The sequence below is a fragment of the Roseovarius azorensis genome, assembly GCF_900109455.1.
GTDB lineage: Bacteria > Pseudomonadota > Alphaproteobacteria > Rhodobacterales > Rhodobacteraceae > Roseovarius > Roseovarius azorensis.
In genome coordinates this window covers 144,725-169,432 of record NZ_FOAG01000001.1, presented here as the reverse complement: position 1 = coordinate 169,432, position 24,708 = coordinate 144,725, and the positions used below count along the sequence as shown (strand labels likewise).

At 62.4% G+C, this 24,708-nt stretch carries 22 protein-coding genes; 11 read left to right on the top strand and 11 right to left on the bottom strand.

Annotation, left to right across the window (positions count from 1 at the left end; all coding sequences use genetic code 11):
* Window positions 1-156: 156 nt before the first annotated feature.
* The 4 genes from BSG08_RS00835 to BSG08_RS00820 form a co-directional block, all read right to left on the bottom strand.
* Complete coding sequence (locus BSG08_RS00835; protein ID WP_093030571.1) at window positions 157-1,485, bottom strand: NAD(P)/FAD-dependent oxidoreductase; 1,329 nt, start codon at window positions 1,483-1,485, stop codon at window positions 157-159.
* A gap of 81 nt (window positions 1,486-1,566) precedes the next feature.
* The gene (locus BSG08_RS00830; RefSeq protein WP_093030569.1) at window positions 1,567-2,349 is read right to left on the bottom strand and encodes a dimethylarginine dimethylaminohydrolase family protein; all 783 of its coding nucleotides are present in this window, start codon (window positions 2,347-2,349) and stop codon (window positions 1,567-1,569) included.
* 26 nt (window positions 2,350-2,375) lie between these two features.
* Window positions 2,376-3,563, bottom strand: a complete 1,188-nt coding sequence (locus BSG08_RS00825) for a pyridoxal phosphate-dependent aminotransferase (protein ID WP_093030566.1) — start codon at window positions 3,561-3,563, stop codon at window positions 2,376-2,378.
* Window positions 3,560-4,213 carry a TetR family transcriptional regulator C-terminal domain-containing protein gene (locus BSG08_RS00820; RefSeq protein WP_093030563.1) on the bottom strand — a complete coding sequence of 218 codons (654 nt, stop codon included), beginning with the start codon at window positions 4,211-4,213 and terminating at the stop codon, window positions 3,560-3,562. The genes BSG08_RS00825 and BSG08_RS00820 overlap by 4 nt, the downstream gene beginning before the upstream one ends.
* A gap of 90 nt (window positions 4,214-4,303) precedes the next feature.
* On the opposite strand from BSG08_RS00820, the gene BSG08_RS00815 reads away from it, so the two are divergent.
* From BSG08_RS00815 to BSG08_RS00800, 4 genes are read left to right on the top strand one after another with little or no spacing between them, the layout of a single operon-like run.
* Window positions 4,304-5,095, top strand: a complete 792-nt coding sequence (locus tag BSG08_RS00815; protein ID WP_093030560.1) for an ABC transporter ATP-binding protein — start codon at window positions 4,304-4,306, stop codon at window positions 5,093-5,095.
* Window positions 5,096-5,138: 43 nt separating this feature from the next.
* Window positions 5,139-5,906 (top strand): transporter substrate-binding domain-containing protein, encoded by a 768-nt coding sequence (locus BSG08_RS00810; protein ID WP_093030557.1) that lies wholly within the window; start codon window positions 5,139-5,141, stop codon window positions 5,904-5,906.
* Window positions 5,907-5,912: 6 nt separating this feature from the next.
* Window positions 5,913-6,668 (top strand): ABC transporter permease, encoded by a 756-nt coding sequence (locus tag BSG08_RS00805; protein ID WP_093030554.1) that lies wholly within the window; start codon window positions 5,913-5,915, stop codon window positions 6,666-6,668.
* Entirely contained in the window at window positions 6,665-7,447 is a 783-nt protein-coding gene (locus BSG08_RS00800; protein WP_093030551.1) for an ABC transporter permease, read from the top strand. The genes BSG08_RS00805 and BSG08_RS00800 overlap by 4 nt, the downstream gene beginning before the upstream one ends.
* An 8-nt stretch (window positions 7,448-7,455) precedes the next feature.
* Here the strand turns inward: BSG08_RS00800 and BSG08_RS00795 are convergent, their stop codons facing one another.
* Window positions 7,456-8,043, bottom strand: coding sequence for a riboflavin synthase (locus tag BSG08_RS00795; RefSeq protein WP_093030548.1), 588 nt, complete (start codon window positions 8,041-8,043; stop codon window positions 7,456-7,458).
* 139 nt (window positions 8,044-8,182) lie between these two features.
* Here BSG08_RS00795 and BSG08_RS00790 point away from each other — a divergent pair, with 139 nt between their 5' ends.
* The 3 genes from BSG08_RS00790 (at window position 8,183) to BSG08_RS00780 (ending at window position 12,735) form a co-directional block, all read left to right on the top strand.
* Entirely contained in the window at window positions 8,183-9,475 is a 1,293-nt protein-coding gene (locus BSG08_RS00790) for a capsule biosynthesis protein (RefSeq protein ID WP_093030545.1), read from the top strand.
* A gap of 147 nt (window positions 9,476-9,622) precedes the next feature.
* Entirely contained in the window at window positions 9,623-10,714 is a 1,092-nt protein-coding gene (locus BSG08_RS00785) for a polysaccharide biosynthesis/export family protein (protein WP_093031872.1), read from the top strand.
* A complete protein-coding gene (locus tag BSG08_RS00780; RefSeq protein WP_245770565.1) occupies window positions 10,711-12,735 on the top strand; it encodes a capsular polysaccharide biosynthesis protein in 2,025 nt (674 codons plus the stop codon). Before BSG08_RS00785 ends, BSG08_RS00780 begins: the two co-directional genes overlap by 4 nt.
* Window positions 12,736-12,821: 86 nt before the next feature.
* Here BSG08_RS00780 and gatB read toward each other — a convergent pair whose 3' ends face one another.
* Window positions 12,822-14,336 (bottom strand): Asp-tRNA(Asn)/Glu-tRNA(Gln) amidotransferase subunit GatB, encoded by a 1,515-nt coding sequence (gatB, locus tag BSG08_RS00775; RefSeq protein ID WP_093031869.1) that lies wholly within the window; start codon window positions 14,334-14,336, stop codon window positions 12,822-12,824.
* 75 nt (window positions 14,337-14,411) lie between these two features.
* The gene (locus tag BSG08_RS00770) at window positions 14,412-14,690 is read right to left on the bottom strand and encodes an acylphosphatase (protein ID WP_093030539.1); all 279 of its coding nucleotides are present in this window, start codon (window positions 14,688-14,690) and stop codon (window positions 14,412-14,414) included.
* A 148-nt stretch (window positions 14,691-14,838) separates the two neighbouring features.
* Here BSG08_RS00770 and lepA point away from each other — a divergent pair, with 148 nt between their 5' ends.
* Window positions 14,839-16,638, top strand: a complete 1,800-nt coding sequence (gene lepA / locus BSG08_RS00765) for a translation elongation factor 4 (protein ID WP_093030536.1) — start codon at window positions 14,839-14,841, stop codon at window positions 16,636-16,638.
* Window positions 16,639-16,974: 336 nt separating this feature from the next.
* Window positions 16,975-17,211 (top strand): hypothetical protein, encoded by a 237-nt coding sequence (locus tag BSG08_RS00760; RefSeq protein ID WP_093030533.1) that lies wholly within the window; start codon window positions 16,975-16,977, stop codon window positions 17,209-17,211.
* A gap of 824 nt (window positions 17,212-18,035) precedes the next feature.
* On the opposite strand, the gene BSG08_RS00755 is transcribed toward BSG08_RS00760, so the two are convergent.
* From BSG08_RS00755 to BSG08_RS00740, 4 genes are all read right to left on the bottom strand, one after another.
* Window positions 18,036-18,959: a DMT family transporter gene (locus BSG08_RS00755; protein WP_093030530.1), complete on the bottom strand. Its 924-nt coding sequence runs from the start codon at window positions 18,957-18,959 to the stop codon at window positions 18,036-18,038.
* A 95-nt stretch (window positions 18,960-19,054) separates the two neighbouring features.
* Window positions 19,055-19,987 (bottom strand): pirin family protein, encoded by a 933-nt coding sequence (locus BSG08_RS00750; protein WP_093030527.1) that lies wholly within the window; start codon window positions 19,985-19,987, stop codon window positions 19,055-19,057.
* An 89-nt stretch (window positions 19,988-20,076) separates the two neighbouring features.
* Window positions 20,077-20,670, bottom strand: coding sequence for a LysE/ArgO family amino acid transporter (locus tag BSG08_RS00745; protein WP_093030524.1), 594 nt, complete (start codon window positions 20,668-20,670; stop codon window positions 20,077-20,079).
* Between the two features lie 94 nt (window positions 20,671-20,764).
* Window positions 20,765-21,607, bottom strand: a complete 843-nt coding sequence (locus BSG08_RS00740) for a DMT family transporter (RefSeq protein WP_093030521.1) — start codon at window positions 21,605-21,607, stop codon at window positions 20,765-20,767.
* A 197-nt stretch (window positions 21,608-21,804) separates the two neighbouring features.
* On the opposite strand from BSG08_RS00740, the gene BSG08_RS00735 reads away from it, so the two are divergent.
* Both BSG08_RS00735 and BSG08_RS00730 read left to right on the top strand, forming a co-directional pair.
* The gene (locus BSG08_RS00735; protein ID WP_093030519.1) at window positions 21,805-24,174 is read left to right on the top strand and encodes a trimethylamine N-oxide demethylase; all 2,370 of its coding nucleotides are present in this window, start codon (window positions 21,805-21,807) and stop codon (window positions 24,172-24,174) included.
* Window positions 24,175-24,237: 63 nt separating this feature from the next.
* The gene (locus BSG08_RS00730) at window positions 24,238-24,660 is read left to right on the top strand and encodes a group II truncated hemoglobin (protein WP_093030516.1); all 423 of its coding nucleotides are present in this window, start codon (window positions 24,238-24,240) and stop codon (window positions 24,658-24,660) included.
* Window positions 24,661-24,708 lie beyond the last annotated feature (48 nt).

The window sequence follows — 24,708 nt, the reverse complement described above, 5'->3', positions numbered from 1 at the left end:
TCTGGATTCGGCTCGCGTATCAGATGCTCCCATCTCCCGGACCTGTCAACGCGCCCCTTGATCCCGCGCGCGCGTGTCCGGCAATGTGACGCTTTTGCGACACAGCGGCGGGCCGCGTCAGCCCCGGCGGCCGCCTGACGCCCCGGTGGACCCGGCTCACCCCTCGCGCCCCGGCCCCGCCTGCCAGTTTTCCACCCGGTCCACCACCTGCCGGTACCACAGATTCGCCGCCCGCAGGAAATGCGGCCGCTCACCGGGATGCAGCCAGCTCCGGCTCAGCGTGGTGGCGGCATAGGCGGTCTGCCCGCGCGCGTCGCCCATCGCCCGATAGGCCGCCTTCGATCCCAGCCACGGCGCCATCACCGTGCCGGACCCCGAGAACCCCATCGCGTAATGCAGCCCCTCGTGCTGCCCCACATAGGGCATGTGCGAAAACGTGTACCCGGTATAGCCCCGCCACGAATGGCTCAGCCGCGTGCCCGCCAGTTCCGGCCAGATCCCCAGCATGGTGCGGTATAGCTGTTCGGCGGCGCGTTCCGGCCCCACCTCCGCCATCGACGCCCGCCCGCCAAAGATCACCCGCCTGCCATCCGGCGAAATGCGGAAATAGCTGTGCCGCGCCCGCGTCTCAACCATCATCCGCCGCCCCGGCGCGATATGCCCGATCAGGTTGGCGGGCAGTTCCTCGGTCGCGATGATATAGGACGGCAACGGAAAGACCCGCGCCATATGCCAGCGAAACGGGCGGCTGGTATAGCCATTGGTGGCCAGCACGATCCTTTCCGCGCGAATCGGCCCCTTGGCGGTCTGCACATCATAATGCCCGCCCGCCCGGCTGAACGCCGTGACCCCTGCATGCCCCACCACCGGCACGCCCCGCCCCCGCACCGCGCGCAAGAGGCCCTGATGAAACTTCGCCGGATGAATCGCGCAATGCTCCGGGAACAGCAGCCCGCCGTGATATTTTTCGGTCGCGATCTCCTGCCCCAGATCCGCGCGCTCGACGATTCGCGCCTCGACCTCGGATTTTTCGGCGATCGTCCGCGCCAGATGTTTCTGTGTCTCGAAATGCGCGGGCGTATAGGCCAGCTGAATCCGCCCGGTCTGTTGCAGGTCACAGTCGATCCCCTCGCGCGCGATCAGATCCTTCGCCCAGTCCAGCGCCGGCTTCGCCTCGGCAAAGAGCGCATCCGCCGTCTCTGCCCCGAATCGCGCGTTCAGCGCCTCCCAGCCCAGCCGCGGATGCGCCCCGAACATCCCCCCGTTGCGGGTCGAGGCCCCGTGCCCCGGCTCGCCCGCATCCACAACCACCACCCGCGCGCCGCAGTCATGCGCCGCCAGCGCCGCCGACAGCCCGGCATACCCCGCCCCGATCACCAGCAGATCGCAGGTCTCGGGCAGGCCCTCGCCCGCCTCCGGCGCGTCCAGCGCCGACCACCAGTAGGGGGTGCCAAGGTCAGCCTCGGGGGCCCATTCGATCCGCATGATTCTCTCCTGATCTCACGCCTCGCGGGCGGCTTCATCTCTGTGTATAAAAGGCGCGTACGCGATGCGCGCCATGTACATTCAGAATCGCAGCGAAAGACAAGACATGCCGCCATCCAGCCTGGCACATTCACTGTTGTTGATCTGCACGACCTCATGGCCTTCGGCGTCCAGCATCTCTGCGGTGCGCGGGAAACCTGCCGCCATGATGACAAGATTATTAAATCGAATACAATTGCTTGCCGCCTCTTCTTCATCTGGCGTGCAGAGCAGGCGATAGCCCTCGAAACACCCCGACGCCGCCAGCCGCCGCGTGCTCAGGATCGTCTCGGGGTCGATCAGCCCGCAATCCGTCTTGAAATGCAGCACCCCCTCCGGGGTCTCCACCAGCCGCAGGGAATATCCATATTCTGAAACAATATCAGATAGTTGCGACACTCCCTCTGAGTTCGTCCGGGCCGACAACCCCACCAGAATCTCGCGCCCCGTCACCAGAATATCGCCTCCCTCGATCGTCCCCGGCGCGGTGATTTCCCGTATATTCTCGCCATAAAACGCTTCTATGGCAGGCCGTATTTCAGCCACCTCACCCTGCCGCGTCGGCGCGCCGGGTCGCATGGCAATCGCGAGCTTTGGCAGACAAAGCATTGTATCTTCTACAAAAACTGAATCTGGATAGGTCTCCAGCGCGGGCAGTTCCACCACCTCCGCCCCGGTGCTGCGCAACGCCGCCACATAGGCGGCATGATCCTCCAGCATCCGCCCCAGATCCGGCATGCCTATATCCTCGGCCCGCAACCCGTCCACGATGCTCCTGCCCGGTTTCCGGGTGATCGCACGGCGAAATTCATGTGTATTGTTCATGGTTTATCCTGTTGTTTTTTATATATTTATGCGGTTCTGACTTGCCTTGTACCGGCATGCGCGACCATGCGGTCAATAGCCTGGGCAAAGGGCGCATCCTCCACCGTCAGCGCCACCCTGACCCAGTTGTCCATCGTCGCGCCAAAGGATGCCCCCGGCATGACGGCAACACCTTTTTTCTCAAGCAAATCAAACGCATATGCGTCGCCGTTCATCTCCGTCGCCGCCACATCAACCATCGCGAACATTCCCGCCTCTGGCCGATGCACCATCAACGCCGTCTCCCGCCCCAACCGATCCGCCAACAACTTGGCCCGCGCCGCAAACCGCCCCCGCATCCCCGCCGCCACAGTCGATCCCTCGCGCACCGCCTGCTCGGTCATGTCTGCGATAAATGGTTGATTTCCAAACAACATTGTCTCAGACAAGGCCAGCAAAGAGCCGGTGAACTCCAGCGATCCCACGCACCATCCGCTGCGAAATCCCGGCGCGGCATGGCTCTTGGAAATCGACGAAACCGCCACCACGCGCTCGGCCAGATCGGGATGCGAGAGCGGCGAAACGAACTCGGATCCGTCAAAAACCAGCTCCTCGTAAACCTCGTCCGAGATGATCCACAGATCATGTTCCACCGCCAGCCGCCCCAGCGCGGCAATATCCTCGCGGGTCAGAATCGCCCCTGTTGGATTATGCGGCGTCGTCAATAAAATCGCGTGTGTTCTGCTGGTTACAAGGCGTTCTGCATCCTCTGCCAGCATCCTGAATCCATTTTCAGGCCGCAACGGTACCGGCACGACATCCGCCCCGGTGGCACGGATCACCCCCTCATAGGTGGCATACATCGGATCCCCCACCAGCACCTCGCAACCCGCCTCCGACACCGCCATCATCACCGCATAAAGCGCGGTCTGCGTCCCCGGAAAGCACATCACCTGATCGGGATGAAACACCCGCCCCCGCGTCGCGCTGTAACGTTCCGCCAACGCCCGCCGCAACCCCGGCTCGCCACGCCCGTCGGAATACCCCGTCCGCCCCGCCTGCATCGCCGCAAAGGCCGCTTCTTTCAGGCGCTCCGGGGTTGGCACATCCGGCTCGCCGATGGTCAGCCGGATCACGTCCCGGCCCTCGCGCGCCATCGCCTTGGCTCGCGCATGAACCTCCCACTTGGCACCACCCAGGCCCGCAAGTCGTTCTTTAATAGACGAAAATTTCATATCTGCTCGCCTCTCTCCAAATTCAACCCCAGGATCGCGCCAACCGACTTCAGCGCGATCCCCGGCAACTCCCCAGCCTCGAACGCCTCTGGCAACGCGCCCCCTTCCAGCCACAGCCCGTCAATCACGGCATTGCAGGCAATCGCCAATCGCCGCGCCTGCCCGGTCCCGATCACGCGCCCCGCTTCCTCCAGCGCTGCGACGATCAACGTCTCCAGCCGGTCTCGGAATTCGTGATAGGTGCGCGCATGCACCTCGCGCATCCGCTCGTCCTGCCGCACATGGTTGAGAAACCCCGCCCACAGGCCGACCGAGGCCGCATCAACCACCGGCGGCGTCACCGAGGCCACCACCAGCGCCACCAGTCGCGTCCGAGCGTTGCCTCCGCGCTCCACAGTTGCAAAGGTCTGTTCCGTCAGCCCCGCCATATGCTCCAGATAGGCCGCCAGAACGAGATCCTCCTTGGTCGAAAAATAATGCCGGATCAGGCCCTGCGTCACCTCCGCCCTCTCGGCGATCGCGCGCACTGTAGCCCCGCGCACGCCCTCTTCGGCGATCAGGTCCAACGTCGCCCGCACCAGCGCCGATCTTCGCAGGTCGGCGCCCTCGCGCCTGAATTTCCGACGTCCGCCCGTCACATGCTTCTCCATCGTCGGAGGCCATAAATTATACGCTTGCATAATTACCTGACTTCCGCCTTACTACAAGCGCGAAAAGCGTCCTTGCCGGAGACATGCCCCGTGACAGCGGAATCCCGACAGCCCCCCGCGCCCGCCCCGGCGGAAACGGCGATCATTGTCGAGAACCTGCACAAGTCTTTTGGCTCGCTCGAAGTACTCAGGGGCGTGTCGCTAACCGCGCGCAAGGGCGATGTCGTGGCGATCATCGGCGGCTCCGGTTCGGGCAAGTCCACCATGCTGCGCTGTATCAACTTCCTTGAGACACCCACATCCGGGCGAATCGTGGTGAACGACGAAGAAATCGCCATACGCCCCGACGGCCGCCCCGCGAACCGTCGCCAGATCGAGCGTATTCGTACCCGATTGGGCATGGTGTTTCAGGCCTTCAATCTCTGGACACACCGCACCTTGCTGGAAAATGTGATCGAAGTCCCGGTGCATGTTCTCAAAACCCCAAGGACACAGGCCATCGCCCGCGCCCTCGCATTACTCGACCGGGTCGGTCTTGCGGACAAGGCCGACACTTTTCCCGCCTTTCTGTCGGGTGGCCAGCAACAGCGTGCAGCCATCGCGCGCGCCTTGGCCGTTGACCCCACCGTGATGCTCTTTGACGAACCTACCAGCGCGCTCGATCCCGAACTTGTCGGCGAGGTGCTGAGCGTGATCCGCGATCTCGCCGCCGAGGGGCGCACCATGCTGATCGTCACGCATGAGATGAAATTCGCCCGCGAGGTGGCCGATCATGTGGTCTACCTTCATCAGGGGCGGATTGAGGAAGAGGGCCCGCCAGAACGCGTATTTGGTGCGCCGCAATCGGCCCGCCTCAGGCAATTTCTGCAAACCGTCGGTTAAGGCGGGACGGCAGGATACCAAGAACCAACAAGGGAGACTGACCATGACACTGAAATCCATACTCACCGCCACAACCTTGGCCTCACTCGGCACCGGACTTGCGGCCCAGGAGGTAAAGATCGGCATTGCGGCCGAACCTTACCCGCCGTTCGCCTCGCTCGATTCCTCGGGCACATGGGTCGGCTGGGAGATCGAAGTGATCGACGCGGTCTGCGCCGCCGCCGGGCTTGACTGCGTTTTGACACCGGTCGCCTGGGACGGCATCATCCCCTCGCTTACCGGACAGCAGATCGACGCTATCATGGCCTCGATGTCAATCACCGAAGATCGTCTGAAAACCATCGACTTTTCGGACCCATACTATAACACCCCCGCGGTAATCGTGGCCGACAAGGCGCTCGATATCGACGCCTCGCCCGAGAGCCTGGCCGGCAAGGTGATCGGCGTACAGGCCTCGACCATCCACCAGAGCTATGCGCAGGCATATTTCACGGGTGCCGCCGAGATTCGCATCTACCAGACCCAGGACGAGGCTAACCAGGATCTCTTTGCCGGTCGGATCGACGCAACCCAGGCCGACAGCATTGCCATGGCCGATTTCGTGGCCAGCGACGCAGGCCAGTGCTGCGAGATCAAGGGCAATGTCGCCAATGACGAATCGATCCTCGGGCGCGGCGTGGGCGCGGGCGTGCGCAAGGGTGACGATGCGCTGCGCGCGGCGCTGAACAAGGGTATCGCCACGATCCTCGCCGATGGCACCCACGAGGCGATCACCGCGCGCTATTTCGACACCAGCATCTACGCGGAATAATCACTCGTGGTCGAGGCGCTGCTCGACACGCTCGGGCTGACGAAAACCGTCGAGCTTTTGTCGCTCCAGCCTCCGGGCTGGGGCGGCAACCTCTTGCGTGGGCTGGCGAATTCGCTGCAGATCGCATTCGGAGCCTTTGGCTTTGGCCTGCTGATCGGGCTGGGAGGCGCCTATGGCAAACTCTACGGCGGACCTATCCTGCGCGACCTGCTGACGATATACACCACCGTGATCCGCGCTGTGCCGGAACTGGTGCTTATCCTCATTCTCTATTACGTGGGCACCGACCTGATCAATCAGGCCGCCAGCGCCATGGGCTATGGCCGAGTCGAGATCAGCGGTGTCGCGGCGGGCATCTGGGTTCTGGGCGTGGTGCAGGGCGCCTATGCAACCGAGGTGCTGCGCGGAGCCATTCAGGCCATTCCATCCGGCCAGCTTGAAGCCGCGCGCGCCTTTGGCATGCCGCCGCTGATGACATTGCGGCGCGTGACCATACCGGCGATGATGGGTTTTGCCACACCCGGCCTCGCCAATCTCTGGCTCATCGCCACAAAGGACACGGCGTTGCTGGCCATCGTGGGATTCAGCGAACTGACACTCGAAACCCGGCAGGCGGCGGCCAGCACGCGCGCCTATTTCACCTTCTTTCTTGCCGCAGGCGCGCTCTATCTCATCGTCACGCTGTTTTCGGGCGTGATCTTCGGACGGATCGAGAAATGGGCGCGGCGCGGTCAGCCTTCGCTGCGTGAGGGCAACGGATGACCGGCTGGCGCGCACTCTTGCTGCCACACAGGCTGTTGCTCATGGCGCTGTTCGCCGGGTTCGTGATCTGGTGCGCGCTTTCGCTTCGCTGGGACTGGCTGCCTGATTACCTGCCGCTGGCGGTCGAGGGGTTGTGGCGCACAATCTGGATCCTGGCCGTCACCTGTATCCTTGGCTTTCTGCTCGCCATTCCGCTCGGCCTCGCTCAGGCGGTGGGGCCGTGGTATCTGGCCGCGCCGGCGCGCGCGTTCTGCACGATCATCCGGGGCACGCCGCTGCTTTTGCAGATATGGCTGCTCTATTACGGTTTCGGCTCGCTCTTTCCGCAATTCCCGTGGATCCGCGCCTCTGAACTCTGGCCTTACCTGCGTCAGGCCTGGCCCTACGCCGTGCTCGCACTCACGCTCTCCTATGCGGGCTATGAGGGCGAGGTCATGCGCGGCGCCTTTTCATCCGTCAACAAGGGACAGCTTGAGGCTGCGCGCGCCTTTGGCATGCCGCGCCGCATGATCTTTCGCCGGGTCTGGCTGCCGCAGGCCATTCGCAACGTGCTGCCCACGCTGGGCGGCGAGACCATCCTGCAACTCAAGGCGACACCACTGGTGGCCACGATCACGGTGATCGAAATCTATGCCGTGTCCAGCCGTGTGCGGGCCGATACCTTTATCGTCTATGAGCCGTTGTTGCTGCTGGCACTGGTCTACATGATCATCGCCGGGATCATCGCACTGATCTTCGGACGTATCGAAAGCCGCGTGCCCAACCGGCGCCAAGGCTGAGCGCGCCGTCAGCCCATCTCGGCTAACCGCGCCACATAGCGCGCCAGCGTGTCGATCTCCAGGTTCACCAGATCGCCAGGCGCGACCCCGCCCCAGGTGGTAACCTGTTTGGTGTGCGGGATGAAGTTGACACCGAAATCGCATCCCTCCACCTCGTTGACCGTAAGCGAGGTGCCGTTGAGGGCCACCGATCCCTTGGGCGCGATGAACCGCGCAAGCGCGTCGGGCGCGCGCAGCGTGACGCGCGTGCTGTCGCCCTCCTCGCGTAGCTCCACCACCTCGGCCAGCCCATCGACATGGCCCGACACGATGTGCCCGCCCAATTCGTCGCCCACCCTGAGCGCCCTTTCCAGATTGACGCGCTTTGCTGCACGCCAGCCTGACAGGTTGGTTTTCGATATCGTCTCGGCCGAGACATCCACCTCGAACCAGTCGGACCCGAGTGCGACAACGGTCAGGCACACCCCATCACAGGCGATCGAGGCACCAATGTCGATATGCCCCGTCTCATAGCCCGTGCCGATGCGCGCCCGCAGGTCGCCACGCTGCGTGATTGCCCGGATTTCCCCCACATCGGTTATGATGCCCGTGAACATCGCCTGATCTCCTTTCGGTCTGTCAACCGACCTAGCCCCCCCCGGATGCCGAAGCAAGCGAGGCAGTGTAATACGGGCTTAATTTTTCCGGCGCATGGGGCTAAGTAGGTTCAGGCAGTTCGAGGGATAGGTTGAAATCATGGCAGCCCTGACCGGCAAGGGCCGGGTGTTCCTGTTTCTTCAGGGACCACACGGCCCGTTTTTCCACAGGCTCGGGCAGATGCTGCACCGGTCGGGCGCAGATGTCTGGCGCGTGGGTTTCAATGCGGGCGATCAGGCGTTCTGGCCCGAGCGCCAGAGCTACATCCCCTTTCTGGAAGAGCCGGACGCCTGGCCGCAGGTCCTGCGCCGCATCATCGTCGCAAAACATGTCACCGACATCGTCCTTTACGGCGATACCCGCGCCCGGCATGCCGAGGCCACAGCCATCGCACGAACCGCGGGACTGACCGTGCATGTTTTCGAGGAAGGGTATCTGCGCCCCTATTGGGTCACCTACGAACGTGGCGGCAGCAATGGCCATTCGCGTCTGATGCGGATGAGCGTGGCAGAAATGCGCGCGGCACTGGACAACGCCGATACCGAAAGCGCTCTGCCGCCGGCAAGCTGGGGGGACATGCGCCAGCATGTCTTTTACGGCGCGGTGTATCATGGCTTCGTGCTCTTCCTGAACCGGCGCTACCGCCATTTCCGCCCGCATCGCGCACTCAGCGTGGGAGAGGAGTTCAAGCTCTATCTCAAGCGCCTGTTGCTGATGCCCTTGCAGGCCATTGAGCGACGTATCGCCACCTGGCGCGTGCGCACTGGCGGCTTTCCCTATCACATTGCGCTGCTGCAACTGGAACACGATGCCTCGTTTCAGGCGCATTCGCCGTTTTCCACCATGACCGAGTTCCTCGAGACGCTGATCGACGGCTTTGCGCGCGGCGCACCACCACACCACCACCTGGTGATCAAGGCGCACCCGCTGGAAGACGGTCGCGCGCCGATCCGCGCGGATCTGCGTCGGCTGATCCGCAAGCACGACCTCAGAGGGCGGGTGCATTACCTGCGCGGCGGCAAGCTGGCACGGCTTCTCGACGAGGCGCGCAGCGCCGTCACCGTCAATTCAACTGCCGCACAGCAGGTGCTCTGGCGGGGCATTCCACTGCGGATATTCGGACAGGCGGTCTATGCCAAACCCGAATTCGTATCGACCAGACCGTTGGCCGAATTCTTTGCCGGGGCAGATCGCCCTGACCGCCGCGCCTATGCGATTTACCGGCGCTATCTTCTGGAAACCAGCCAGATTCCGGGCGGTTTCTATTCGGCGCAGGGTCGCCGTCAGTTGCTGCGCAAAGCAGTCGACATGATGCTTGCCACCCAGGATCCCTACGACGCCCTCAGGCCCGGCACCGCGGCGCAATGGCAACACCTGCGCCTCATTCCCTGAGGGTCGGCAATGCGGTAACTGGATTTTCATTTGCCTCTCAGATAGATGTGAAATTTAAGACCGTGTTAAAAAGGTCGAGGAGGCAGGTTAGTGACATCTGGAAACTTTCGATGGGCAAGGCTCATCGTGTCCATTGTGCTTTTTTCGATGCTTGCGGCATGCGCATTGCCGCGATCCGGCCCGAACAAGGCAGAGATTTACGCCAGCTCGGTACAGAACCAGGGCGATGCATTTGTCGTGTCGGTCAATGATCGCGTGACGCGCGCGACGGCGGTGCAGCCTGCGCTTGGCTTTGCGGATGAGTTCAGAGATGCCGGAATGATCGGATCCGACACAATCAATGCGGGGGACAGGCTGGGCCTGACCGTCTGGGAGAACGTGGACGACGGCCTGCTTTCCAGCGGTCCGGTCAAGCAGACCATTCTTCAGGAAGTTCAGGTTGATGGCACGGGTTTCATCTTTGTGCCCTATGCCGGACGGATCCGCGCCGCCGGTAACACGCCCGAGGCACTGCGCCGGATCATCACCGCCAAGCTGGAAGAGCAGACGCCGGACCCTCAGGTCGAGGTCCGCCGCATTGCCGGGGATGGTTCGACTGTGTCGGTCAGCGGATCGGTGGGTGCACAGGGCATCTATCCTATCGAGGCCCCGACGCGCACGCTCTCGGCCATGATCGCCCGCGCCGGCGGTATCGCGATCGAACCCGAAATCGCCCAGATCACCCTGATCCGGGGCGGCCAGCGCAGCAAGGTCTGGTTCCAGGATCTGTTCAGATATCCAGAGTTCGACGTGGCGCTGCGCGGCGGAGACCGTATCCTGATCGAGGCTGACACACGCGCATTTACCGTGCTCGGCGCCACCGGAGGACAATCCCGCGTAACGTTCAACACTCAAAGCCTCTCGGTAGTCGAAGCGCTGGCGCAGGTAGGCGGGCTCAGCACCAATGCCGCCGACCCCAGCGGCGTGTTCGTTCTGCGCAACGAGCCGCAAGAGATCGCCAACCAGGTGCTTGGTCGCGCCGATCTGGTCGGCGATCAGCGCATGGTCTACGTGTTGGATCTGACCGCGCCCACCGGATTGTTCCTGGCCAGGGATTTCGCGATCCGCGATGCCGATACGATCTACGTCACCGAGGCCCCGTTCACACAATGGTCCAAGATCGTCGGCGCACTCACCGGCTCGCTGGCCGCAGTTGGCTCTGTCGGCACATCGGCCTCGACGCTGCAAGGCGATTTTTGACGCCCTGTCCAGAGGTTGATCCCGCCGGGCGTACAGCGCCTCGACGGGTTTTCCATTTCAATGCCGGATTTCTTTGGCAGCGGCGTGTTCGTCGTATCCTGTCGCTTGCCGGTCACGATCTGCGGCCTGGGCGTCCAACTCCCGACGACCTGATCGCCGTCTGGGGCAAGAGTCGCTACGCCGCACGCGGCGAAGCTGTGGCAGAACGCACCGGGGCAGGCCTTCTTCGCATCGAAGACGCATTTCTGCGGTCACTTCATCCGGGGCGCAGCGGCACACCGCCGCTTGGGTTGGTGATGGATCGGCGCGGCATCTATTTCGACAGCAGCGGCCCGTCCGATCTGGAACATATCCTCGCCACCCATCCGCTCGACGACACCGCGCTGATGAACCGTGCGCGTGGCTGTCTCGCCCAGATGCAGGAGGCGCATCTATCGAAATATACCGCCTTCGATCCGGGTCGCCCCTGCCCTGAACCGGGTTATGTTCTGGTCATCGACCAGACCCGCGGCGACGCCTCGATCACGCATGGCGGGGCGGACGCCAACACGTTCCGCGAGATGCTCTATTGGGCGCAAGAGGAACACCCCGCCGCACGCATCCTGATCAAAACTCATCCCGAGACCGATCAGGGCCACCGCCCGGGATATTTTTCTGCCTCCGATCAGACGGATCGTATCACGCTTTTTTCCGATCCGGTCAGCCCCTGGGTGTTGATGGAGGGGGCCATCGCGGTCTATACCGTGACCTCGCAACTGGGATTCGAGGCGATCTTTGCCGGGCACCGTCCGCAGGTCTTTGGCCAGCCTTTCTATGCGGGTTGGGGCCTGACCGAGGACCGTCATCCCCTGCCCATGCCGCGCCGCAATCGCCGCCTGAGCCGCGCCCAGATGTTTGCCGCCGCGATGATCCTCTATCCGACATGGTATGATCCATACCATGACCGGCTCTGCGATCTGGAAACCGCGATCGCCACCCTCGCCGCGCAAAGCCGCGCCTGGCGCGAGGACCGTCTGGGTTGGGCGGCATATGGTATGCGGCTGTGGAAGCGTGCGCCGCTGCAAAGCTTCTTCGGCCTGCATCGCAAGGTGATCTTTCCCGGATCTTCGACCCCGCCCGACCGTCCCGCGATGGTCTGGGCCTCGCAGGTCATAAACACCCCGGCGACGGCCTGCCGTGTCGAGGACGGCTTTTTGCGCTCGCGCGGCCTTGGGGCTGACCTGGTGCCGCCGTTGTCGCTGGTCTGCGACGATCTGGGGATCTACTACGATCCGACGCGCGAAAGCCGCCTTGAGCGGCTGATCGCGCAGCGCGCCTCGCTTCGTCCGGACCAGAGCGCCCGCGCCGAGGCCCTTGTCGGGATGCTCGTCCGGGACGGTCTGAGCAAATATAATCTTGGGCGGGCCGCCCCTGATCTGCCCTGCGGCCATCGCATCCTTGTGCCGGGGCAGGTCGAGGATGACGCCTCGATCCGGCTTGGCGCGGGCGGTGACATCATCACCAACCTGGCCCTGCTGCAACGGGTGCGCAGCGAGAATCCGAACGCGGTGATCCTCTACAAGCCTCACCCGGATGTGGAGGCCGGGCTGCGCCCCGGCGATATCGCCGCCGACGCGCTCAAGGATCTTGCCGACCTGACCCTCACGGGTACCGACCCCGCCCGCCTGCTGACGCAGGTGCAGGAAGTCTGGACAATGACCTCGCTTCTGGGGTTCGAGGCGCTGTTGCGCGGTATTCGGGTCACCACCACAGGCGCACCTTTCTATGCCGGTTGGGGGCTGACCCGCGACCTTGGGGATATCCCTGCCCGCCGCAACGCTCGTCCGACGCTCGCGGGCCTCGTGCATGCCACGTTGATCGACTATCCGCGCTATTTTGATCCCGCCACCGGGCAGCCCTGCCCGGTCGAGGTGGTCGCGCACCGCATCGCCCACGGCCTATTGCACCAACCCGGTCCGGCGAACCGTCTGCTCGCCAGGCTACAGGGGGCATTCGCCACATATGCGTATCTCTGGCGCTGAGGTTCTCGACCGCGCATCCCGAGGGCAGACCTGTAATCCACCCGCCCAGGTCAAGTTCGGAATATGACAAGCACAATGCCGCGCTGTTACAGGCCCAGCCTTGCCATCACTATATCGTTGACCGCCTTTGGATTCGCCTTGCCGCCGGTGGACTTCATCACCTGCCCGACAAACCAGCCCGCGAGTTTGGGATTGGCTTGCGCCTTTTCCACCTGCGCGGGGTTGGCGGCGATGATCTCGGCCACGGCCTGCTCAATGGCGCCAGTGTCCGTGACCTGTTTCATGCCGCGTTCTTCGACGATCCGCTCGGGATCGCCACCTGTCGTATAGACGATCTCGAAGAGATCCTTGGCAATCTTGCCCGAAATGGCATCGGATTTGATCAGCCGCACGATGGCGGCAAGCTGGGCAGGGCTGACGGGGCTTTCCTCGATCGAGTGATCTTCTTTCTTCAAGCGGCCAAAGAGTTCGTTTATCACCCAGTTCGCCGCCAGCTTGCCATCGCCTGCGCCTGCGGCCACCTCTTCGAAATAGGCGGCATTAGCCAGATCGGCGGTCAGCACGCTGGCGTCATATTCGCTGAGACCGAATTCCAGGACGAACCGCGCCTTCTTTGCATCGGGCAGTTCGGGCAGGTTGACCGCAATCTCATCGATCCATGACTGTTCGATTTCCAGTGGCAGAAGATCAGGATCAGGGAAATAGCGGTAATCATGCGCCTCTTCCTTGGATCGCATGGAACGGGTCTCGTTCCTGTCGGGATCATAGAGCCGGGTCTCCTGCACGACCTCGCCACCAGCCTCGACTATAGCGATCTGACGGCGGGCCTCATATTCGATGGCCGCTTGAATGAAACGCATGGAGTTCATGTTCTTGATCTCGCAGCGAGTGCCCAGATGCGAGAAATCCTGGCTTTCCATATATTTCTCATACTGACCCGGACGGCAGATTGATACGTTGACGTCTGCGCGCAGATTGCCATTCTGCATGTTGCCATCGCAGGTGCCCAGATAGCGCAGGATCTGGCGCAGCTTGGTCACATAGGCGGCGGCCTCTTCCGGGCCACGAATATCGGGACGGCTCACGATCTCCATGAGGCACACGCCGGTGCGGTTGAGATCTACAAAGGACATGGCAGGGTCCATGTCGTGAATCGACTTGCCCGCGTCCTGCTCCATGTGAATGCGCTCGATGCGCACCTTGCGCGCCACTCCGGGGCTCATGTCGACGAGGATTTCACCCTCGCCCACCAGCGGGTGATAGAGTTGACTGATCTGATAGCCCTGCGGAAGATCGGGGTAAAAGTAATTCTTGCGGTCAAAGGCCGACCAGAGGTTGATCCTGGCCTTGAGTCCCAGCCCGGTGCGCACCGCTTGCTCGACGCAGAATTCGTTGATGACCGGCAGCATGCCGGGCATCGCGGCATCGACGAAGGAGACGTTGGAATTGGGTTCGGCCCCGAATTTGGTCGAGGCCCCGGAAAACAGCTTGGCGTTCGATGCGACCTGGGCGTGCACCTCCATTCCGATCACCAGTTCCCAGTCATGTTTCGCCCCGGCGATCACCTTGGGTTTCGGGGTCTCATAGATCAAGTCCAGCATCATGATGCTCCGGGAATTATCAACGCCCGCGTTCTACGCGGCAGGCACGGGCGGGGCAAGATCGAAAGCCGCGCGCTAAGACCGGATATCGAAATGCGTGGCACCTATGGGGGCTGCGACGTTCACTGTCACCTCTCGGACGATGGCGGCCGGCGGACCGCGATGCAGCGCGGTCACCATGTCGTCAACATCCGCAGACGGTCCTTCGAGATGCGCGCTGACGGAGCCGTCGGCCTCGTTGCGCACCCAGCCTGCAAGGCCGCGCCCCTGCGCCTCGACCCGTGCCCAGACGCGGAACGATACGCCCTGCACCCGACCGCTGACCTGTGCGTGGATGGCTTTGGTATCGGGCATGGGGCCGTCCTTTCGGGAGTGTGCGGCTTTTGTTCGCTCCTGTTGCCAGTCTATCACAGCAAGACCTTCGATGCCGAGAGGGATTGCAGCGTCGCCAGGCACTATCCTACCTTGACCACCCTGCCATTCCCATACATATGCCAAGGCCATGACAGACCTCGCTCATATCCGTAATTTCTCGATCGTGGCGCATATCGACCACGGCAAATCCACGCTTGCCGACCGGCTGATCCAGTCGACCGGGACGGTGCAGGATCGGGACATGAAAGAGCAGATGCTCGACGCCATGGATATCGAGCGCGAGCGCGGCATCACGATCAAGGCCAATACGGTTCGCATCGACTATACCGCGCAAAACGGCGAAAAGTACGTGCTCAATCTCATCGACACGCCGGGGCATGTGGACTTTGCCTATGAGGTCAGCCGCTCGATGCGCGCGGTCGAGGGCAGTCTCCTGGTCGTCGACAGCACGCAGGGCGTCGAGGCGCAGACGCTGGCCAATGTCTACCAAGCGATTGATGCGGGCCACGAACTGGTACCTATCCTCAACAAGATCGACCTGCCCGCCAGCGAATGCGACCGCGTGGCCGAGCAGATCGAGGATGTCATCGGGATCGACGCGAGCGGCGCGATCCGGGTGTCGGCCAAGACCGGCGTGGGCATTCCCGAGACGCTGGAGGCCATCGTGCATCACCTGCCGCCGCCGCGGGGCGACGAGCGCGCGCCTCTCAAGGCGATGCTGGTCGACAGCTGGTATGACGCCTATCTGGGCGTGGTCGTTCTGGTGCGCATCATGGACGGGCGGATGAGGCGCGGCGACCGAATCCGCATGATCCAGACCGGCGCCACCTATAATGTCGAGCGCATTGGCGTCTTTCGCCCCCAGATGGAAAAGGTCGAGAGCCTCGGGCCCGGCGAGATCGGTTTCATCACCGCCTCGATCAAGCAGGTGCGCGACACCAAAGTGGGCGACACGATCACACATGAGAAACGGCCCTGCGAGAAACCCTTGCCCGGGTTCAAACCCTCCGTCCCGGTCGTGTTCTGCGGCCTCTTTCCGGTTGATTCAGCCGAATTCGAGGACCTGCGCGACGCCATCGAGAAACTGGCGCTGAATGACGCCTCATTCAGTTACGAAATGGAAACCTCGGCGGCGCTTGGCTTTGGCTTCCGCTGCGGATTTTTGGGGTTGCTGCATCTCGAGGTGATCCGCGACCGAATCGAACGGGAATACGATATCGAATTGATCACCACCGCGCCCTCGGTGGTCTATCACCTCTTCATGAAGGATGGCACGCGGCGCGATCTGCACAACCCCGCCGATATGCCCGACCTCACCTATGTGGACCATATCGAGGAGCCGCGGATCAAGGCGACCATTCTGGTGCCCGACGACTACCTCGGCGATGTGCTGAAACTTTGTCAGGACCGCCGCGGCATTCAGTTGGACCTGACCTATGCCGGATCTCGCGCCATGGTTGTCTATGACCTGCCGCTCAACGAGGTGGTGTTCGATTTCTACGACCGGCTGAAATCGGTGACCAAGGGCTATGCCTCCTTCGATTATCATCTCGAGGGCTATCGCGAGGACAATCTGGTCAAGATGCAGGTGCTGGTGAATGACGAACCGGTCGATGCGCTCTCGATGATGGTTCACCGCGACCGGGCCGAGACGCGCGGGCGGGCGATGTGCGAGAAGCTGAAGGATCTGATACCCCGCCACATGTTCAAGATCCCAATCCAGGCGGCTATCGGCGGCAAGGTGATCGCGCGCGAAACGCTCTCGGCGCTCAGGAAGGACGTGACCGCCAAATGCTATGGCGGCGATGCCACGCGCAAGAAGAAGTTGCTGGAAAAGCAGAAGGCAGGCAAGAAGAAGATGCGCCAGTTCGGCAAGGTCGATATCCCGCAGGAGGCGTTCATTTCGGCGTTGAAGATGGACTCGTAAGAGTTCATGTCGCTACCCGAATGTCATCCCTGCGCACGCAAGTTTGGATCTCCGACCACAGTCGCGATTTCACCTCGACCGCACGACAGGTTTCACGAGATGCCCGCCTCTGCGGGCATGGCGGACAACCTGTGATCGACAGTTGTTGCCTTGGCTCAGTGACCAAACGGACCCTGCCAGCTGTCAACTGAAAATCGTCGTGCTGATCCCGCGCATCGGTGCATCGGCACCCGCCATATGGCTCCGGCAATCCCCCGCTCATTCGTTTCACCTGCCTCTCGACATTCCCCTGCGTCATCCTATCTGAGCCTCACGCAACAACAGGAGGACCACATCATGAAATACCTCACCCTCGCCGCCGCTCTGTTTCTCGCCGCCCCGGCAATCGCGGGCCAATGCCCGGCAGATATGGCGAAAATCGACGCAGCACTTGAAAGCGCGAGCCTGTCAGAGGCCGATATGGCCAAGGTCAAGGAACTGCGCGCGCTCGGCGAAGAGCAGCACGAGGCCGGCGATCATGCCGCTTCGGTGGCGACCCTGGCTGAAGCCAAGGAGATGCTTGGCGTGAACTGACCATGAGATGCGGGGCGGGCTGCAGTGCCCGCCCCGTTTGCGCCCTGCCCCTCCAGCGATCACTTATCCCCCGGTCAAGCCTGCCTAAACAAAGCACAATCCGCGCTTATCCACACAAAATCCCCCAAGAATATAAACATGTTATCCCCACAAAAATTGCACGCGACGACATTTTTCTGTTGCGGGAATCATACGGTTTTGTGACGGTCTGATTAACCGCAGCGGTTCTCACGATCCGACGCGGGGACGCAAAGGCCCCTCGGGACCGGCGCGAATGGATACGGGGGGCCTTGCGCCTTAACGACCATTCGTAAGGGTTCAGGCGGTTGCGGCGGAGCAGGTTCTTTCGGGAACCCTTCGTTTCATCCTCCGGGTCGATGCAGGTCATGACGGGCCTTGCCCGCTATGATTGTCATGGTGCCTCAGGGGATCGTGGCAGCTACGGATGGTGACATTCGTGGAACGTTTCGGGCGGCAACGTCCGGAACCGCCGCAGGTTCGTCGGGACAGGCGGCAAACTGGACCAGGGTCTTTCGGGACCGGACGTTCAGCGAGGCGTCAGGGTGTGGCACCGATCTTCGGACACGGGCCGCAATGCGAAGACCGCGTCTGAGCACCTGGCGCCTTTTCATTTTCTCAAAACGAACAGGGTCCGCAGCATGGAAATGCCCCGGACCCCGCCGTCAGTAGATGCGACCGCGTCTATTGCACCTGTACGTGAAATCATACAGGCTCTGTGGCCCCCGATCAACCATATCTCGGGGGTCGTTAGTCATTTTTCACAAGATTTCTGCAAGATGGCCACATATGGGGGGAATGCCCCCTCACACCTTGGTGGCCGAGACATCGGGCGTGATCGCGCGGCGTTTGAGCACCGACTCGCGCCAGCTGATGAAACTCACCGCACCGACGATTACCGTGCCGCCCAGGATCACGAACAGATCCACCCCCTCGCCAAAGACCAGCGCGCCCAGCAGTACCGCCCACACGAGTTGCAGAAAGGTCACCGGCTGCGTCACCGCGAGAGGCGCTGCGCGAAACGCGAGCGTCATTGTATAGTGCCCGCCCGTCGCCAGACAAGCCACCGCAAAGAGGATCGCCAGTTCGCCCCATGTCGGCGTTACCCAGACCGCCGCCGCCAGCGGCGCCAGCCCCAGCGTCACCGTAATCGACAACATCGCCACCACGACACCCGCGCTGCACCGCGCCGACACGACCTTGGCCAAAAGGTACGAACCGCCGAAAAACACCGCTGTGAACAGCATTGCAAGATGCCCCGGCCCAACCTCGCGAAATCCGGGCCGCAGGATGATCAGTGCGCCCAGCAGCGCCACCGCAACCGCGATCACCCGCCGCGCCGCCAACCTCTCGCCCAGAAACACGGCCGCTCCGATGGTCACGTAGATCGGCGCCAGATAATTCATCGCCGTCACGTCGGCGATGGGGATGCGCGCCATGGCAAAGAACCAGAGTGCCACACCCGCAGTGTGCAACACCCCGCGCGCGCCGAAGAACGCCCAAATGCGTCCCTCCAGCCGCAGACGCCAGAGCGGGCCAAGCATCGGCAGCAGAAACACCAGCCCCATCGCATAACGCAGGAACGCCGCCTGCGAGGCGGGCACCCGCGTGCCCAGAATCTTGACCAGCGCCGTCACCCCCACAAAGAGGATCCCCGTTACCACCATCCAGAAGATGCCCCAGCCGGGGTGCAAGGCCGCTTCGGGCCTGATGTCCTGTTCCACTCGCATGGTGGCATTAATTCATGGCGCGCGCATCCTGTCGAGCACGCCATGCGGCTTTTTCATGCACGGCACGCAACCCCCCGTCCCGCCCCAAGCATGGCTTAGGGTAGCGGAATGAACTCCGCATCATCGCCTGGTGGCAACTGGAACCGCCCCTGCGCCCAGTCTCCCGCCGCCCAGTCGGCCTTGGCCGCCTCGATCCGCTCCCGGCTTGAGGCCACGAAGTTCCACCAGATGTAGCGCGGCCCGTTCAACGTCTCGCCGCCCAGCACCACCAGTCGCGCGCCCTGCGACCCTGCGCGCAGGCTGATCGCATCGCCGGGACGAAAGACCATCATCCGCCCCGCCTCGAAGCTCTGCCCAGCCGCCTTGATCTCGCCCGCCACGACATAGACACCGCGATCCTCGTGATCATCCGGCAGTGGCAGCGCCGAACCCGCTTCCAGCGCCACATCGGCGTAGAACATATCGGTAAAGGTGCTGACCGGCGTCGTCTCGCCCCAGCCCCGCCCCATGATCAACCGCAGCCGGGCGCCCCCCTCTTCCAGTACCGGCAATGCAGCGCTCGAGTGGTGTTCGAAAGACGCCTGCCGATCTTCGTCGCGTTCCGGCAGCGCCACCCATGTCTGAATACCGAAGAGTCGGCTCTCGCCCCGACGGGTGGCTTCGCTCGTGCGCTCGGAATGGGTCACGCCGCGCCCCGCCACCATCCAGTTGACCGCACCGGGATAGATCATCTGGTCGGTGCCCAGACTGTCGCGGTGCTGAAACTCTCCCTCGAACAGATAGGTGACGGTGCCGAGCCCGATATGCGGATGCGGCCGCACATCGATGCCTTGCCCGGTCAGGAACTCCGCCGGCCCCATCTGATCGAAGAATATGAACGGGCCCACCATCTGACGACGGGGCGCAGGCAGCGCGCGCCGCACCTCGAACCCGCCGATATCGCGGGCGCGTGGCACGATTACCGTCTCGATGCTGTCCAGATCGCCCGCCTCGGGGCATTGAGGTTCCAATGTCGGGTTCCAGCTCATCTTGCGACTCCTCCGCTGCGTCGGAATCATCCTAACACAGTCGCGCCACGCGCCTTAGCCCTGCAGCCGCACATCCGCTGTGCAACGCGTCAGCCCAGCAAAAGACCTGCCGCGATGGACCACATCACGCCGCCCACTCCGGCGTCCAGCATCCGCCAGCTTGTCGGTCGGCGAAAGAGCGGGGCCAGCAATCGCGCCCCATACCCCAGCGAAAAGAAAAACACGAAACTCGCCGCCACCGCACCTGTGGCAAAGCCTAGCCTGTCCTCATATTGCGCCGAAACGGATCCCAGCAGAACCACGGTATCGAGATAGACATGCGGGTTGAGCCATGTCAGCGCGAGGCTTGTCAGCACTGCTCGTCGCATACTGCCTGTGCCGGCCCCCGCCTCAAGCACCGAGCCGCCGCGCCACGCCGCCCGGAAACTCCGTGCACCGTAGAGAATCAGGAATGCCGCGCCGCCATAGCGCATCGCCGGTTCCAGTCCCGGCACCAATTCGGCCAACGCGCCAAAGCCCGCCACCCCTGCCGACACGAGCAACGCATCCGACAGCGCACAGACCAGCACCACGGCCAGCACATGCTCGCGCCTGAGTCCCTGACGCAGGACAAATGCATTCTGCGCGCCGATTGCCAGGATGAGGGAAAACCCTAGAGCGAACCCCGCCAATATTGCCTGCATCCGACACTCCAGTTAGACCGGCAAAAGCCACAGCCATTCGGCGGATGCAAGCGTGTCGCGGCAGGTATGATGCAGATATCGAACCATCGGCATGTCAGAGCGCCAGATAGCCAATGCCTGCAAAGGTCAGGGCCACACCGATCCACTGCCCCCCGCGCATGCGTTCCTTGAACAGAATACTGGCGAGGACGATGGTAATAACACCAAAGGTTGCCGCTGCGACCGCCGCGAATTCGGGATTTGGCAAGGGCGCCGCGACCATGATCGCACCGAGGGCCACCGCATCAAGTACACCCATCGCCACCAGCAGCGGCAACTGCCGAACGATGCCGCGTGCACCTGCCCGTCCGATCATCGCCAGTGGCAGTACAAGCACCAATGCGGCCGCCCGTGTTGACATGAGAACAGGCAGATCGGCCCCGGCGCGTGCCGCATATTGCCCGACGGCGAATGTCCCGGCAAAACCGATCGCGCTCAGGATCGCCCAGATTATCGCGGTGCCGCGTGATCCGTTGCTCTCGCCCTCGCGGATCAGTGCTGCAACGATACCGATACCCATGACCACCGCGAGCGCCGCCATCCATTGCCCGCCGGTCACCGGCGCACCACCCAGCCCGGCCAATGCCATGGTCAGGACCGGATAGGCCCCCACCACCGGCGCCACAAGTCGCACCGGCCCGATCTCGAATGCCTTGTAGAGACCAAATCCGGCAAGGCCGAAAAAAACACCCGACAGTACGGCCAGACCGTAGGCCGCCGCAGTCATTGCCCGCCAGTCACCAAGCCAGACCGCCACCGGCAAGACCAGCGCCGCACCCACCGCCAGTACTGTTGCCAAAGCCGAAAGAATACTTGTCCGCTGGCTGACATGGCGCACACAAAGATCGTGCAGACCCCAGGCAAAAGCCGCGACAAGGCCCAGACCGAGCGCGCTCATACAATACGTCCTGCTGCGTACAGCGGCTTGCCGACAGGCAGCGTGCAGGACCGCGTATTGCAGCGCCGGATCCGATCTCTCTGGCGTCGGATAACTGTCATCTCACTCATGTTCCCTTGCCGCACGTGCTGAGTTGCGGTATTCTCGATATTAAACAAATATTCCACCTATGCAAATACGGTCATGTGAGGCCCGCCATGCTTGACGATCCATATCCCCGTGTTATTTCCGGTCCGCCAAGACCCAGTCGCATCATCGAGCCGCGCATCTTTTCGCTGCCGCCAGGAACCGAAAACTATGTGGTCCGGGGCGCAGGCGCAATCCTCGTTCCGGTGCAGGCGGGCGATCAGTTGAGCATCCGCAATGACGAGGGAGGCCAGCCCTGCGAGGTTGTCGCGGCCGACGCCAGAGGTCGGATCGACGCTGGTATTCTGGGCCAGCGCGCGAACTGCGATGCAGATGGTCTCAAGGACTTGCTTGCAGGCGGCGACGGGTCTCTGCGTGGATTGCGCATGGGTCTGGAGGCACGCAAGATCAACCTCGCCACGGCAGGCGGCATCGCCTTCTTCGAGACCACAACCCCGGCAGGGACCGAAGAAACCTTGCGGGCAGAACGTGACGGCATCGTCATCATTGCGGCCCCCGGCGGTGTCATGGACCATGAAAGACAGGACACTGCAACGCCGCTCACAGTACTGATCCGGCGCGCTCTGCTCCGGTCTCCGGCACGGTTCGAACTGCCCGACCCGCTGGCCGATCCCCTAGCTGACCTGCGTGTGCATTCGGCGACCGCCAAGGCCTATTTCGTCAAGGCGGGCGACTACATCCAGATCATCGACGTGGATGGCCGCCAATGCACGGATTTCCAATGCTTTGCTGCCCGCAAGCTCGACAAGGGCATCGAACATGCGCTTGATGTGACCACGACGCGCTCGCTCATGGGGCATGCCTATCCAATGCCTGGGCTTCACTCGAAATATTACGATCAGGACATGTTGCCGCTGCTTGAGGTAGTGCAGGACACTTGCGGTCGCCACGATGCCTTTGCCCTCGCCTGCGCACCCAAATATTATGATGATATTGGCTATCCCGGTCACGTGAACTGCACCGAGAATTTCAATGGTGCACTTGCACCGCACGGTGTAACGGCGCGCCCGGGGTGGATGGCGATCAACTTTTTCTTCAACACCGGAATAGACGAGCATGGCGTGATGTTCACTGATGAGCCGTGGTCGCGCCCAGGGGACTACGTCCTGCTGCGTGCGCTGACCGATCTGGTCTGCGTCAGTTCCGCCTGTCCCGATGATACCACTGCCGCGAATGGCTGGAATCCCACCGACATTCACATCCGCACCTATAGCGGCAAGGAAAAGTTTTCGCGTGCCGTTGCCATACGCGCCACCCCCGATTCGGAGCCAAGGATGACCAAGGAAACCGGCTTTCATGCCAGCTTTGCCAGACACACCGGCCATTTCGTGGAATATAACGGATACTGGCTGGCAAGCAGTTTTGCCAAAACCGGTGCGATCGACGAATACTGGGCCTGTCGTCAGAAATCGGTCATCATGGACCTGTCGCCGCTGCGCAAGTTCGAGATCACCGGCCCCGATGCCGAAGCGCTCTGCCAGTACATCTTTACCCGCGATATCAAGAAGCTGCCGGTCGGCGGCGTTGTCTACACGGCGATGTGCTACCCGCATGGCGGAATGATCGACGACGGCACCGTATTCCGCCTGGGCCGCGATAATTTCCGCTGGATCGGCGGCAGCGATTTTGGCGGCGAATGGATACGTGAACAGGCTGCGGCGCTTGACCTCAAGGTGCTGGTGCGCTCCTCGAGCGACCAGTTGCACAATGTCGCGGTGCAAGGTCCCGAAAGCCGCGATCTTCTGCGCAAGATCATCTGGACCGCCCCGCACAACCCCGATTTCGATCAACTGGACTGGTTCCGGTTCACACCTGCACGGCTGCACGGCGATCAGGGGGTCCCGATCGTCGTCTCGCGCACTGGTTACACCGGAGAACTGGGTTATGAGGTGATGTGCCATCCCAAACATTGCTCGCAGGTCTTTGACGCGATCTGGGAGGCGGGCCAGGACCACGGCCTCAAACCCTTTGGCCTTGAAGCGCTCGACATGGTCCGGATCGAGGCCGGCCTGATCTTTGCAGGCTATGATTTCAACGATCAAACCGATCCGTTCGAAGCAGGCATAGGTTTTACCGTACCGCTCAAATCGAAAGAGGATGATTTCATCGGCCGCGATGCGCTGATTCGGCGCAAGGAGCATCCGATGCGCAGGCTGGTCGGGCTCGATATCGAGGCCAGTGTCGCCGTCGGTCACGGCGATCCGATCCATGTGGGTCGTGCGCAGGTGGGTGAGGTCACATCGTCCGTGCGCTCACCGCTTCTGGGCAAGACCATCGCGCTGGCGCGGCTCGATGTCGCCTATGCGGAGGTAGGAACTCGGGTCGAGATCGGCAAACTGGACGGGCAGCAAAAGCGTCTGCCCGCGCAGGTCGTCCCCTTTGCACATTACGACCCGAAGAAGGAACGTCCCCGGTCGTGATCCGAGACAGATCAAGGGGCCGCACACGGCCATGACAGTTCCTTGTTCAACGAAAGGACTGCGATGTCACACCGCATGATTGATGTGCTTGACGGCGAAGACGCGGTCCGTTCACTGGTCGAGCGCTTCTACGATCTGATCGAAACCCTGCCCGAAGGCGAAAACCTGCGTCGTCTGCACAGGCGCGGTCAAGGGATCGACACCGCCCGCACAGAGCAGTTCAACTTCCTCACCGGCTTTCTCGGCGGGCGGCGCTATTACGAGGAAAAGCACGGACACATGGACCTGCGTCTTATGCACGCCCATGTGCCGATTTCGCTGGTGGATACTGAGACCTGGCTGGCCCTCATGGATCGCGCGCTTGCCGACCTCGGCCACACTGGCCCCGAGATCGATACACTTCGACGGACCTTGCGGCGCGTCGCGCTACGCCTGGTCAACGATCTGGGCGAATGGGGCACGCCAGCAAAACGCCCCAGCCCATGAAAAACCCCACCACGTCATCGCGCAGCGGGGTCTGATTGTGCTCGGTTT